The following is a 13,946-nucleotide window of genomic DNA, read 5'->3' on the forward strand; positions in this document are numbered from 1 at the left end:
TGGCGCTCTCCCTGCTGAGCTACGGGAGAAACGTTGGTTTAAAGGGGTTTTTAAGGGTTTATATAAACGAAATTCTATTAAAAAAGCAATGCTTATTGTAGGTTCTGTGACCACTGGCTTTTTTAGAGGGTTACTTGAACAAAGAAAAACCGCATCAAATATTGATTTGACACGGTTTCTAATTGTATGACCCCGGAGCGGCTCGAACTCACGACTTCAACCCTGCCAATGTGGAGGTCTTTTAAATAATCTAGTCTTTTCTTTGTATTATAAACTCCCAAAACTTTTTTAATTCCTCACGCTTTTGAGGAGTCGCATTTTTTATATCTTCAAACCATTGATAAAGCTCAGGATCTTGTACGTGTGTAATTTGTCTTATTTCAGTTGTACCAAGGAGGTAATCAATAGATACTTCAAAAAAGGTGGCTAATTTTATCAATGTATTATAATCAGGTTCTCGATTTCCTTGTTCATACATTGCATATGTAGTTCGAGCAATCCCTAGTTGTTTTGCCATGTCTTCTTGACGCAGTTTGCGTTCTTTTCGAAGAGTGTGTAGTCTAGTGCCAAACATATGCTACCTCCTTTTAGGTGTTTTCTACATCAATTATAACGTCACAATATGTAACATTTAATAAAGTACACGAAATGTGTAAAAAATATTGATTTTAAACTTATTGTTATGTAATATAATCATTAGTTACACATTTTGTGACAATGAAAGAGGGGGAATAATGAGGTTTTGGTTATTAGAAAAACGTAAAAATAAAGAGAAAACACAAGATTATATTGCATATAAGGCAAGAATATCTAGAAGTATGTATGCAATGATTGAAAGTGGTGAAAGAAATCCAAGTGTTCCTGTCGCAAAGAATATAGCTAGGGTACTAAATTTTGATTGGACTCTTTTTTTTGAAGATTAATGTCACGATACGTGTAATTATTAGAGGGAGAATTTCATTTCTATATTGTTTTCCTAAAACGAAATAATTTATTAATTATTTTTAAGAAAATATTAGATAAGGGAAGTGTTTAAATATGAATATGAAAACATTTGAAATGCGTGAAAAACGATTAGCAGAAATACTAGGTGCAAAAGTACTATGGGAATTTATCAGTGCCGTCACAGAGGAAATTGAAAAGCAGGAATTAGATTCTACACCAGGTTTGTTAGAAGATCTATTCATACATGTGAAAGAAACAATTCAAATTCAAAATATGAATCAACGCATAACAAAAGCCTCTGCACAAACAGAGGCTGGTAGTATAGATAAAGAGACATTATTTATGGAATCGTATGTAGAATTAATCAATCATAAGTTTCTTATTTCTGAGCTAGCTGTAGAGCTTTCATCTGTTCTAAAAGAATTAAATTGTTTTGTTCAATCATCTTTGCCACAGCTTCAAAGTGAGCTTGATTCTCAAGAACCTCAATCTGCTTCTCTTTAGGGAGTGATTGAAGTATTTCTTTTATTTCTTTACACTCGTATATGTTATTCTCCGAGTCTTCAATTAATTTATTGCGACGATTGGTGTATTCAAGTGCACCTAGAGTCACTAATAGTTTTATAGTATGTAATACTATTAGTGGGTTAAGTTTTTTAGGGAGGGCTGAGTAAAGAGCTTTGAAGATGACTAAAATTGATGGATTCGTTTCCAAGGAGACAATACGACTATGACTGGAGAATTACAAATCGTTCGCTGTAGGTGGATCGGTTCTCTGATACGCCGCCTAGCTTTATTGGACCTGTTACTAGGAATGTTGGCTAGGTCTTGTCATATTTGAATTACGCGTTGTTAATACACCTAAAAAGATTCCTAATCCTAGTAAAGAAGCCCAAATCCATCCTCATTTATTGTTTTCATTCGCTAAAATCTATAAAGATGTCAGAGTGTTGGGAAACCCTTAAAGGGTTTTCCGACACTCTGAGAAAAGGACGCTTGTGAGAACGTCCTTTTTTATTCCTTTAGAAGGTAGGTCACCTTGTTTAAAATAGCTTCAATTTGCTGTGCATTTTTACTATACATTTCACTTGCCGTTTTTGATTTCGTTTCTAAAGAAAATAGCTCAAGATCAGCATAGCATTTTTTTAAAGATGCTAATAATAATGGTTTGTTCTGAGGAGAAGGCATTTGGAGTTTATCATTATAAATGTCTATAGTAAGTTGTCCGTATGAATCAACTTGACCGAGAAAGACATTTTCAATGACAACACCGAGTTTTTCTAGTTCAGAATGTAACCAAGCGCGGTTATGCCCACTAGCTGAAAGCGGTTCATCTAGTACATTTCCATCCATAATAATAGTTTGTGGTTCCTTTTTATTTGGTATTTTCAAGCCAATATCTTTTGCTGTAAGTGGTTGAGATTCTTTCTTTAATAATACATTTAATTCTCCGCTTGGTTCTAAGACGGCAAATTCTACTTCGGATATACTAAAGAACCCACTTCCTCTGAGAAGTTCAAGTAATTCATCACTGGTATACTTTTCTTTCTTTAAATTATCCTCAAGTATTTTGCCATCCTTTATTAAAACTGTGGACTTGCCTTCAAAGAAATCTCTTGCTGCTTTGTTTTTTAAGGAAAGAACTCCTACAAAAAAAGGTATCGAAGCGAAAATAAGTATGGCAAAGACACCATGGAAAAACTTTTGGTCTAGCCCTGTAGATACTTGAGAGGCGATACCACCGATTGTCATTCCAGCTACGTACTCGAAAAAGGAAAGTTGAGAGATTTGCCTTTTTCCTAAACATTTTGTGATAGTAAATAAAACGATTAATATGAATACAGAGCGGAGAATGACAAGCGTCCATTCGGGTAGGTGAGACATAGTAATTTCCTCCAGGCTACTTAAAACCCTTTATATTAAGGTTCTTCACGTTCTAATACGAAAACTCTATCCTTTAAATCAGCAATGACGCTGTTCATTTCTAACATACATGACAAACACGTTTTACTTCTTCATCTTTTGAATTTAATGAAAGGGAACTTAAGCTTGCTTGAGCGCCTCTTAAACTAGTGAGGCATGTTTTTGTATTTTTACTGGTGCCGTTGGAGGTCCATTGTTATCACTAATTTAAATAAGTCATTTATGCAGTAAATTATACCATAATTTGGTATTTTGTTGCTACTTTATTAAAGAGGATTATAACCACCAATCAAAAATATTTTTTATCCTTATTAACCTAATTAGCTAGAAGAAAATAAGATTACTCAAACATACAAGCACCACTTACAATAATGTTTGTATGTTTGAGTAATTATTTATTGAGGTAGCATGTAACCAATTAATGTTCTATTAAGTTGGATAAAGGAATTTCTTGTTCATTATTTGGTTCATTAAGAGGATAAATTCTAGCTGTTTCATTATTTTCAGTCACATTTTGAATATAAATTGGAACTCCATTATACGTTACGTTAGCCATGACTGGTGAAGCCGCAATCTCTTGTGCTCTTTGTTTGTTCATTATAATGACCTCCTTTTGATTTGTAACAGTTATAATATTTACTTCAAAATACTTAAGTATTCTTATTACTCAATAATAAGTAAACAGGAAGCTGATTTTAATTACGGTTACTTGACTAAGGAAGACAACGGTTAGATTTTGATTTCCTAGTTGGTTGTGGGATTAGTTTATGTAGAAAGTAACCTTTTTGTTTTAAAATCAGGATGCTAAGTATGGGTATTTTGAAAAGGCAAGTGCCCTGGTTACAGTGACAATTTTAGGGAATAAGAAGTAACTGTATAAATTTCTGAAATGCACCCATAAACAGAAAATACCTCTTATACCATATCTAATAAAATAAGGTATAGGAGGTGTTTTTTCTTGTTTTATTCTATTGGATTACCTTATATTGTTCTACATCAATTAGGTTCTCCTAAATGTAAGAATCCGCTCTAAGCCAATGATAATTTTTACATTAACCAGTTATTGATTATTCTTTTCTTGAATTTCTTCAGAAGGTTCTTCAGTTGGATCTGGCTCATTCTCATCAACGCCATTGCAACCGCACAAGAAACCTACAGATAAAATAGTAGACATGATAGCAAGTAAATATTTTCTTTTCTTCAATTAAATATTGCTCCTTTCAGAGAAATACTTATGCTATTATCTTCTACTTAAAGAAAAAGAGTATGCTAAAATTTTTTAACATTTTTTCCTTTATATCAAATTAGAATCAAATTCAATTATTAAGAGATTTCTTAGATATTTGTGAGTTTACCGCAAAATGTATTTCAAAGAAGAGTAACTTTAGTAAAAAATGTACAAAATTATGTGCTGTGATTTATCAAAAATATCGTCAGGAATGTTTCAAATCCACAAAAATTAATTTTCTATATACATTTATAATCCAGGTAACAAAAGAATTAAATAAATATGTAGTATTGCCAATAGCTATACTGGTTAAGGTTCCTATGAAGGCACTGCCTATGATATCAAATGGATAATGATGCCCTAGCCAGATACGTGAAAAACCTGTCAAAATTGCTAAGAACCACATGATTGAGCCAAATAAACGTTCACGAAGTAAGACGGAGGTCGCTAAGGCAAATGCTAAGACTGTATGTTTACTAGGAAATGAGGAATTATTCTTTGATGGGATAAGTAAACGCACACGATGTATAACAAATGGACGAGGTTTAAAATAAAAGAGCTGGATAAAGCGGTTTATAAATAATGCGAATCCTACTGATACCCCTGCAAATAAAATGATTTTTTTGTAGGAATTGTTTCTAAACCACATTAAGGCTAATAAGAAAATGTACAGCAATCGAGTCTTTTGTGAAATAAATATCATAAATGTATCCAATGTTGAGTTACGACCAGCTAGACGATTGATAGCCCTAAACATCTTATAATTCATGCAGATGCTCTCCTTTATTTTTGAATTGTTATATACATACCATTCCCTCACGAAAGAGAAATATGTAGTGTGCATGCCCTTTCTTATTATTCTACTCCATTTAAATAGGTAAATAATATATAGTTACCAATTGAACATGTTTAACTTGATAATGCTCCTCTTACTCGTTATGTACATTTTTAGTTTAGTCACAAAAATTTATAGAAAGCGCACGTCCCTATATTCTCTTGGCATTATTAACTTGACATTGATATAGAGCTACACCTTTTAGAGCATTTGATGAAGGCTGTGAATATGTCTATTTTCAATGTGAATATTTACTAGACAAAAACACTTTCCCCATTAAAAGAGCTGTTCTTAAGTGTAAAATAAGGAAAACAGTGTCAAGTACTTTGTATACGAAACTGTATTTTTTCAAATACTTTAAGCAGAAAGCCTTTCAATAGGAGTGAAAAAAGTGATAAGAGACAAAAGTAAAATGATTCATCTGTTTTTATTATTAATTGTTACTGCAGTTTTTATATGGTCTGTTATTAAGCCTGCAAGATACTCGTCATGGGCAGCGGAAGCTATTCCTGCCGTTCTCGGTCTAATCATTATAATTGCAATATACAATAAGTTTCGCTTTACTACTCTCTCTTATATCATTATTGCAATACTAGCCATCATAATGTTCATCGGCGGTCATTACACATACTCAAAGGTTCCTCTTTTTAATTGGATAAAAGATGTCTTTGATTTAAATCGAAATCACTATGATCGATTTGGACATTTGTTGAAAGGCTTGTTTACAATTGTGATAAGAGAAATATTATTACGGAAAACTCAACTCACCGAAGGTCCTTGGTTAGTTACGATTTGTATAAGTGTTTCGCTTGCTATTGCTGCACTATACGAAATCATCGAATGGTTAGCTTTTAAAATAGCAAAGGGAGGAACAACAGCAAAAGACTTTTTAGGTATGCAAGGCGATATATGGGATGCACAATGGGATATGTCACTTGCCTTAGTAGGATCGATTCTTGTGTTACTCATCCTTTCGACATTACATAACCGACAATTGAAAAAGAATTGATAAATTTCCAATCTAATAATACATAACTTTTCAGTTCCTTTTTAATTTTTTTATAAAACTATTTCTCGTATTTCATAAAAAAACACTTGGGTAATATTAGGGAATTCCGGTTTGAAAATCAAGAATTATTAGTATAAGTTGGCATCATAAATCCCTATAAAATAGCGCATCATAAAATATGCGAAATTGAAACGAGTGTTTCTTTTTACGATTTTTTTCAGGGGGGACAAAAATGAATATCCTTAATTTTTTGATGTCATCATTCAATTCAAAAAAAATAATTCAACAAATGTTTGAGTTATTCGGAAATAAAAAGAAGAACAATAAAGGATGGATTTGGGTTTCTTTACTAGGATTAGGAACCGTTTTAGGTGTATTAGCAACACGTAATTCAAGCATGATGAAACCTATAAAACATACGTTTCAAGGTTTTCAAAATAAAACAAGATCATTTATTCCATCCAAAGTAAATTTAGCAAATATGGAGTTTGCTGATGAAATTACGCCTAACAACCAAGAGAGACATGGTAATCAAACTAATCATCACCACCATTACAAGACAAAAATCCCATCAAAACAACATTAAATAGATAGCCGGTTCTTTATCTTACAGGGAACCGGTTAATTTATGTCTAAACGTACGCTCTTGTTTTTGGAAATGGTGATCCCAAATAAATCCTTAAAGTAATTACTGATTTATACAAAAAACTGCAAATTATCATTATATATTTTTATATAGTTTTTTATGGCTATATATCATGCTATTTCGGCCTTAAATTGTCCTTCTTTAATGTATCTTATGTAACAGTCTCCCTATCTGATTTTTCCTACGATTAATCTCAGCTCCAGAAACTGTGTAACGGAAACTAAAGAAACATGAAACCAATTAATATAGTAAAAGAACAATTTAAAAATATGTTGAGATTATAAAATGGTGCCAAGAAAGGATTGCTCATTTTATGCTTCTACAGTTCATACAATAAATTGATGAATTTCTAAAAGCGGAACCATATTCGAAAATTTAGGCTGATGGTGTGTGAAGTGAAGATGCTTAGTGTTGTGGAAAATTAGGGAGTTTAAAAGGGGACTTTTTATGAAGAATGAACGAATAGTAACTTGTAATAAAAAAGGAAGTATTGCAATCGTTACAATTCAAAATCCACCAGTCAACACTTTAAGTTTAGAAGTAGTTCAACAATTAGTAGATGTATTAGAGGAAATAGAAATTGATAATGATATTTCAGTCGTAATTATAACTGGAAGTGGAGAAAAGGCCTTTGTAGCGGGAGGGAATATAAAAGAATTTCCAGATTGGATGGGCAAAGGTGAGAAATATGCCGAGATGAAATCATTAGAATTGCAACAGCCACTTAATCAACTAGAGAATCTGTCTAAACCGACGATAGCTGCTGTTAATGGGTTAGCACTAGGTGGTGGATGTGAATTAGCACTTGCTTGTGACTTAAGGGTAATAGAAGAACAAGCTTTAATTGGATTACCAGAAATTACGTTAGGTTTATTTCCTGGGGCTGGAGGAACCCAACGATTACCTAGATTAATTGGAGAAGGGAAAGCAAAAGAGATGATGTTCACAGGGAAACCGATTACAGCAAAAGAAGCAAAAGAAATAGGCTTGGTTAACTACATTACACCTCGAGGAGAGGCGTTAAATAAAGCAAAAGAGATTGCAAGGGATATAAGTAAATTTTCTCTTCCAGCTCTCGCCTATATGAAGTTGGCAATTCGCGAAGGTGCAACAGTACCTTTACAAGAAGGGCTTGAGATTGAAGCTCGTTACTTTGGAAAAGTATTTCAAACAGAAGATGTGAAGGAGGGGGTAAAGGCATTTATTGAAAAAAGAATGCCGCATTTTATAAATAAATAGAATGGGACGAAAAAAGTTATCCAGGTTTATTCTACACTATGCCAACATAGCTGCTGTTTTTAAAGCTATTTACTTGTTTTTCGTAACACCTTTCAGATCTAGTTCGTCTAATAAGTACATTTGTAATAGCTTGTATATTTCAAAAGTGAAAATAAATGAAAAAGCGGAGGAATAGAATGGAAAATGGTACAAATGAAAAGGAAATAAATCAAACGCCTTTAGTAAGTGTATTAATTCCTACGTATAATCGTCCACACTACTTCGAAAAAGCTTTATGTAGTGTATTAGAACAAACGTATCCTAATATAGAAATTATAATAGGAGATGATAGTACAAACGACGAAACAGAGAAAGTGTTACAAAAGTATTTGTATAATCATTCAAATATTATTTATATAAAAAATAGGTCAACACTTGGACAATTTGAGAACTCACTTATGTTATTTCATAAAGCGAAAGGTGAGTATATAAATTTCTTAATGGATGATGATTTATTTCATATAAATAAAATTGAAAAAATGATGAAATACTTTTTAAATGACCTAGATAATGAAATTAAGCTTGTAACATCCCATCGCCAAGTAATGGATGCAGAAGGAAATCTATTGCCAGATGTTTATTCAACGATGCGTTTATTTTATACAGATACGATTATAGATGGGCCACAATTAGGAAATATGGTGATTATGAATCAAAAGAATTATATGGGAGAACCTACAACGGTGTTATTTCGTAAAAGTGATTTAACAGAACCGTATGGTGTGTTTGATAAAAGGCGGTATCTTTGCAACGTAGATATAGCTTCATGGTTATCCTTACTGAGTAAAGGGAAAGCAGTATATATAGCGGAGACACTCAGTTACTTTCGATTACATTCAAATCAGCAGTTAAATGAATCTAATAAAATGATGGATGGGGTAGAAGATTTTTCGCATAGTATTATTGCTGGAGAAAAATATGGTTTCTTATCTTCCGAAGATGAGTTAGACAAAGCTATTACTAATTTTCTAGACTATGCAAGAAGAATTGTCCCATCATCGATATTATATTCATTGGACTACTATCAACAAATCAAGCTAAAGAAAATAAATATAGAAAAGAAAAAACAGCGTATGAATATCAACTCGCACCTCCCAAAAGTCAGTATACTAATTCCCGCCTACAATAGACCTCATTACTTAGAATTAGCCCTTAAAAGTGCTTTGAATCAAACCTATGAAAATATTGAAATTATAATTTCTGACGATAGTACAAATGATGAAGTAAAAGCAATGATCCAACCATACTTAAAAGAATATGAATATATAACATATGTTAAAAATGAAAATCCATTGGTGGCTGAAAATTTTAATCAATGTATAGAGCTTGCTACTGGTGAATATATAAATTTTTTATTAGATGATGATTTATTTCATCATGAAAAGATTGAGAGAATGATGAAATACTTTTTTGAATTAGAAAACATTGCATTTGTGACGTCGTATCGTGAACTGATTGATGAGAATGGAGAGGTATTACCACCCTCAACATTGAATGTGAAAATTGCCACAGAAACTACAATTTTTGAAGGGGAAACACTAGGGAATTATATGTTGAAAAACTTGAAAAACGTAGTTGGAGAACCGACAACGGTTTTGTTTAATCGTAATTTTTTTGGAGGGAAATTTGGTTATTTTAAGGGAAAAGCGTATTCTTCCATTAATGACATTGCAACTTGGTTAGATATGATGAGGAAAGGAAAAGTAGTTTATATACAGGAACCTCTTAGCTACTTTAGACAACATAGTGGACAAAATCAAAAACAAATGCACTTTATATTAATGACAATTGAAGAATGGATTGAATTAATTACAGATGCACATAATAGTGGGTTTTTAAATGCTGAACAAGATTATAAAGAGAGCTTATCTTATTGTTTGGAGAATGCGGGATTTATACTTAAGGATGCAGTAAGAAGTGGAGAACTAAATCAAATTTATAATGAAAAGATAAAAAGCGGGTTAAATAAACTAGTTACTCATATATTTGAGAAAAATATTTGTTATTGCCAATATTGCAATCAACAATTTGAAAAATTTTCCCCTTGGCCAGCACATTATGATTTTCCGAAATATCAATTTGAGATGTGGAATAAAGATACAGGTATCTGTCCAGTTTGCTATTCGATGGATCGAGACAGGTTATATCGTGCGTACATTGAAACGAAAACGGATTTGTTAAGTAGGAATTATACTATGCTTCATATTGCACCTGAAGTGAAGGTAAGAGGATGGCTTAACCAGTTTAAAAACATTACTTATATATGTGGGGATTTAGAACCAAAGGATTCTTTAATGGAGGAAATTGATATTACGAGAATTGCATACGAAAATAATACCTTTGATGTTATTTTATGTAGTCATGTATTGGAACACGTGCCTGACGATGAAAAAGCAATGCGAGAATTATATAGGGTACTAAAGCCAAATGGATGGGGAATTATTCAAGTGCCAATCGTAATGAATGTAGATTTTATTATAGAGGATAAATCTATTGTAACGCCATTATTGAGAAAAATAGCCTTTGGTCAAGAAGATCATGTTAGGATTTATAATCGATCGGGATTTATTCAACGATTAACAGATGCGGGCTTTAAGGTGGAATTGTATAACATAGCTCAGAAACAAGGAATAGAAATTGCTAGGAAATTCGGATTATCTGAAACGGATATGCTCTATATTGCCCGAAAATGATAGAAAGGAATAGATGCATATGGAGAATATTCCTTTTTTACGTGCGTCAATTGTACCTGCAAACGAGTACTCAGATGAATTAGAGCGAATTGATATATCCCACATATATACAAATTATGGACCTATAAATCAACGTTTTGAAGAAACAATTATGTCGGAATTTTTTCAGAACAGGGGAGCAGTTACAACAGTAGCAAACGCAACGCTAGGGTTAATGGCGGCAATTCAATTTAAGAAAAGAAAAAAAGGAAAGTATGCTCTTATGCCTAGTTTTACATTCCCTGCTACTCCATTGGCAGCTATTTGGTGTGGCTTGGAGCCTTATTTTATTGATATTTCATTAGATGATTGGTGTATGGATAAAACGGTACTTTTGGATAAGATTGATGAATTAAAAGAAGAGGTTGCAGTTGTTGTTCCATATGCAACATTCGGATCATGGATGGACTTGAAAGACTATGAAGAATTAGAGAAAAAGGGCGTTCCGGTTGTTGTAGATGCGGCACCAGGGTTTGGATTAATGCATGAGGGTATACATTACGGTCAGAATTTTAGTGGTATGATTGTATATAGCTTTCATGCAACAAAGCCTTTCGGAATTGGTGAAGGTGGTATGATATATAGTCATAATGAGGAAGAGATAAATCAAATTAAAAGAATGGGTAATTTTGGATTTGATCATAATCGTGAATGTACGATGATGGGGTTTAACTGTAAAATGACTGAATATGCAGCAGCTATTGGGATTGCAACGATAAATAAATGGAATCAAAAAATGCAAGAACGAGATCGTATCTCTGAATGGTATAAACAGTTATTACAAAGTACGGGATTACTGAAAAAAGGTTGGCAAGTTCAAAAGACAGAAGCAGTTATTCATCAATTTATGCCTGTTCTCTGTCCAGAAAAAATTAACAATATGCAAGTAATAAAAGTTTTGAAAAAGCAAAAGATAGAAGCTAGATCATATTTTTCACCATCTTGTCACCAACAAGATTTCTTTAAAAACTACAAGTCTACAGATTTAACAAATACAAATAAAATAGAAAAACGAATAATTAGTCTACCTTTATGGGAAGGGATGACAAAAGAAATCGTAGAGAAAATTATAATGTGTTTAATGCAGAAGGTGGTGTCCACAGATGAATAGTTTTTATAGTCAAGAAGAGTTGAGCGAAATTGGCTTTCTATCTGTCGGGGAAAATGTATTAATAAGTAAAAAAACCAGCATATATAATCCAGGTGCTATATCTGTTGGAAATAATGTAAGAATCGATGACTTTTGCATTTTAAGTGGAAAAATTACAATTGGAAGTTATTCGCATATAGCGGCATATACAGCGTTATATGGAGGAGAAATGGGGATTGAAATGCATGATTTTGCAAATATTTCATCAAAAACAATTGTATATGCAGCAATTGATGATTTTAGCGGAAATACATTAATGGGACCGACTGTTCCACATCAATATAAAAATGTGAAAGCTGGAAAAGTTATCTTAAAAAAGCATGCCATTGTTGGTGCGCATTCTATTATCTTTCCAAATGTAGTAATAGGAGAAGGAGCGGCAGTTGGCGCGATGAGTATGGTAAAAGAAAGTTTAGATGATTGGTATGTATATGTCGGGGTGCCCGTAAGAAAAATAAAAGCTCGTAAAAGAAAGATAGTAGAATTAGAAAATGAATTTTAAAAAAACATTAATTCCTGAGTCTTTAAAAGATTTCGCTGCAAATTATCTCCAAAAAATAAACAAAGACATGTGTGTATAAGGGGATATTATACGATTACTAGTAGGTTGCAAAAAGTTAAAGAATTGTGCGGATAAAATTGTGATTTAAACCATAAATTTGCCATTTCGGTAAGGTTATGGTTCTTTTTGTTTGTGGAAGAAAACTTATTATTGAGAGCACTACATGTCCATCGCCACTAAGATAGCCTTAAAGTAGACATAATTTCTTAAAAATGATACTACATAATAGTTAAAAAAATACCTTTGTATCACTCCTGCTTTATATAAAAATAGCAACATGCAATTGTTTATAATCTCCATTGCAAAGGAATAAGATAAGCTATAGAATTTAAAAGTATTTAAATGCCGGATATTGTTTAAATCATTTTAACTAATACTTAAGAGGAGAATACAATGAATAAAATAAAAAAGTTACTTAAACGTAAAACGACTTGGATAATTTTTATTCTTTTCGTACTTGTTTATGTAAATAACAGTTCTTTTTTTGCGAAGAGGGACGAGGGAAATCCTCTTCTTCTTGCTCATCGAGGACTTTCGCAAACATTTAGCATGGAAGGGATTGAGGGTGATACATGTACAGCAGAACGTATAAATAAACCTGAACACTCTTATTTAGAAAATACAATTCCATCTATGGAAGCTGCATTTAAAGCTGGAGCTGATCTAGTAGAGTTTGATGTTCAACCAACTAAAGATAATAATTTTGTTATTTTTCATGACTGGACGCTTGATTGCCGTACTAATGGTAAAGGCGTTACAAGAGATTTTACAACAAAAGAATTACAAGCACTTGATATTGGTTACGGTTATACAGCTGATGGAGGTAAAACATTCCCGTTTCGTGGTAAAGGGATTAATCTTATGCCAACACTTGATGAAGTACTTAACCATTTTCCAGATCGTTCTTTTCTTATTCATATTAAAAGTGATGATGAAAATGAAGGGATCCAATTGGCTACTTACCTCAAGAAACTACCAGCGAAACGCCTTCATCAACTAACAGTATATGGTGGTGATAAGCCGATTGCTGCGATAAGAGAGCACATTCCTAGTTTACGAACGATGTCAAAAGCAACCATGAAAAAGGATCTTCTTACTTATATGGCGTTAGGGTGGACTGGTTACATACCTTCAAGCATGAAGCATGGAGAGTTACATATACCAGATAAAGTAGCTCCTTTGCTTTGGGGATGGCCTAATCGTTTTCTTAATCGAATGGATAAAGCAGATACGCGAATTATCGTTGTAGGAGGAAATGGACTTGGATTTTCAAGTGGATTTGACTCATCTGAAGATATAAAACGTCTTCCAGATGATTATACAGGTGGAATTTGGACAAATCGCATTGACAAAATAGCACCTCTATTTAGCAAATAAGGGAAGACATTAAAAGCGGAGTTTTTTCATGTATTTGGCCATTTGTATTTTAAAAAAAGACCTATTGAAAATATTGAAGTTTGATCTACCGAAAAAACGCTCTGATTTCATATACATTATGGAAATCAGAGTTTTTTTAATGAATGTGACTTATTTAATTTATATTCAAGTAAAAGTCCGACATAGATTAAAAAATAAACTACTAGATGTACAAAATGAGCTTTATCTACATAAGTAACTAAATGTCGATAAGTTTGGAGG

At 32.7% G+C, this 13,946-nt stretch carries 15 protein-coding genes and 1 pseudogene; 10 read left to right on the forward strand and 6 right to left on the reverse strand.

Annotated features, from left to right (window positions below; all coding sequences use genetic code 11):
• The coding region (locus DN403_RS31545) for a hypothetical protein (RefSeq protein ID WP_218948237.1) at positions 1–190 on the forward strand (190 nt) is incomplete at its 5' end.
• A 60-nt stretch (positions 191–250) separates the two neighbouring features.
• Here the strand turns inward: DN403_RS31545 and DN403_RS12550 are convergent.
• Positions 251–574, reverse strand: coding sequence for a helix-turn-helix domain-containing protein (locus tag DN403_RS12550; RefSeq protein ID WP_088058199.1), 324 nt, complete (start codon positions 572–574; stop codon positions 251–253).
• Between the two features lie 160 nt (positions 575–734).
• Between DN403_RS12550 and DN403_RS12555 the strand changes: the two genes are divergently transcribed.
• Together DN403_RS12555 and DN403_RS12560 are read left to right on the forward strand one after the other, a co-directional pair.
• A complete protein-coding gene (locus DN403_RS12555; RefSeq protein ID WP_078205477.1) occupies positions 735–923 on the forward strand; it encodes a helix-turn-helix transcriptional regulator in 189 nt (62 codons plus the stop codon).
• A gap of 115 nt (positions 924–1,038) precedes the next feature.
• A complete protein-coding gene (locus DN403_RS12560) occupies positions 1,039–1,449 on the forward strand; it encodes a hypothetical protein (RefSeq protein ID WP_149185516.1) in 411 nt (136 codons plus the stop codon).
• A 510-nt stretch (positions 1,450–1,959) separates the two neighbouring features.
• Here the strand turns inward: DN403_RS12560 and DN403_RS12570 are convergent.
• The 5 genes and pseudogenes from DN403_RS12570 to DN403_RS12585 form a co-directional block, all read right to left on the reverse strand.
• The gene (locus DN403_RS12570) at positions 1,960–2,829 is read right to left on the reverse strand and encodes a DUF421 domain-containing protein (RefSeq protein WP_149185517.1); all 870 of its coding nucleotides are present in this window, start codon (positions 2,827–2,829) and stop codon (positions 1,960–1,962) included.
• 35 nt (positions 2,830–2,864) lie between these two features.
• Positions 2,865–3,037: pseudogene (locus DN403_RS12575) on the reverse strand (DUF1657 domain-containing protein); the annotation flags it as partial.
• A gap of 249 nt (positions 3,038–3,286) precedes the next feature.
• Entirely contained in the window at positions 3,287–3,466 is a 180-nt protein-coding gene (locus tag DN403_RS12580) for a small acid-soluble spore protein H (RefSeq protein ID WP_001041682.1), read from the reverse strand.
• Positions 3,467–3,928: 462 nt separating this feature from the next.
• On the reverse strand, positions 3,929–4,072 hold the full coding sequence (locus DN403_RS31125) for a hypothetical protein (RefSeq protein ID WP_000746491.1): 144 nt from the start codon (positions 4,070–4,072) through the stop codon (positions 3,929–3,931).
• A gap of 229 nt (positions 4,073–4,301) precedes the next feature.
• Positions 4,302–4,865, reverse strand: coding sequence for an undecaprenyl-diphosphatase (locus tag DN403_RS12585; protein ID WP_149185518.1), 564 nt, complete (start codon positions 4,863–4,865; stop codon positions 4,302–4,304).
• A 457-nt stretch (positions 4,866–5,322) separates the two neighbouring features.
• On the opposite strand from DN403_RS12585, the gene DN403_RS12590 reads away from it, so the two are divergent.
• The 7 genes from DN403_RS12590 (at position 5,323) to DN403_RS12620 (ending at position 13,685) form a co-directional block, all read left to right on the forward strand.
• Positions 5,323–5,940, forward strand: a complete 618-nt coding sequence (locus tag DN403_RS12590; RefSeq protein ID WP_149185519.1) for a DUF2238 domain-containing protein — start codon at positions 5,323–5,325, stop codon at positions 5,938–5,940.
• A gap of 232 nt (positions 5,941–6,172) precedes the next feature.
• Positions 6,173–6,526, forward strand: a complete 354-nt coding sequence (locus DN403_RS12595; RefSeq protein WP_149185520.1) for a hypothetical protein — start codon at positions 6,173–6,175, stop codon at positions 6,524–6,526.
• Positions 6,527–7,033: 507 nt separating this feature from the next.
• Complete coding sequence (locus DN403_RS12600) at positions 7,034–7,825, forward strand: enoyl-CoA hydratase (protein ID WP_149185521.1); 792 nt, start codon at positions 7,034–7,036, stop codon at positions 7,823–7,825.
• A gap of 176 nt (positions 7,826–8,001) precedes the next feature.
• A complete protein-coding gene (locus DN403_RS12605; protein ID WP_149185522.1) occupies positions 8,002–10,557 on the forward strand; it encodes a glycosyltransferase in 2,556 nt (851 codons plus the stop codon).
• A gap of 19 nt (positions 10,558–10,576) precedes the next feature.
• Complete coding sequence (locus DN403_RS12610) at positions 10,577–11,707, forward strand: aminotransferase class I/II-fold pyridoxal phosphate-dependent enzyme (RefSeq protein WP_149185523.1); 1,131 nt, start codon at positions 10,577–10,579, stop codon at positions 11,705–11,707.
• A complete protein-coding gene (locus DN403_RS12615) occupies positions 11,700–12,248 on the forward strand; it encodes an acyltransferase (protein ID WP_131250392.1) in 549 nt (182 codons plus the stop codon). Before DN403_RS12610 ends, DN403_RS12615 begins: the two co-directional genes overlap by 8 nt.
• A 453-nt stretch (positions 12,249–12,701) precedes the next feature.
• Positions 12,702–13,685 (forward strand): glycerophosphodiester phosphodiesterase family protein, encoded by a 984-nt coding sequence (locus tag DN403_RS12620; RefSeq protein ID WP_136983188.1) that lies wholly within the window; start codon positions 12,702–12,704, stop codon positions 13,683–13,685.
• The last annotated feature ends 261 nt before the right edge of the window (positions 13,686–13,946 follow it).

Origin of the sequence: Bacillus sp. AY2-1 (assembly GCF_008368965.1) — a bacterium.
In the GTDB taxonomy this organism is placed as follows: Bacteria; Bacillota; Bacilli; order Bacillales; family Bacillaceae_G; genus Bacillus_A; species Bacillus_A thuringiensis_S.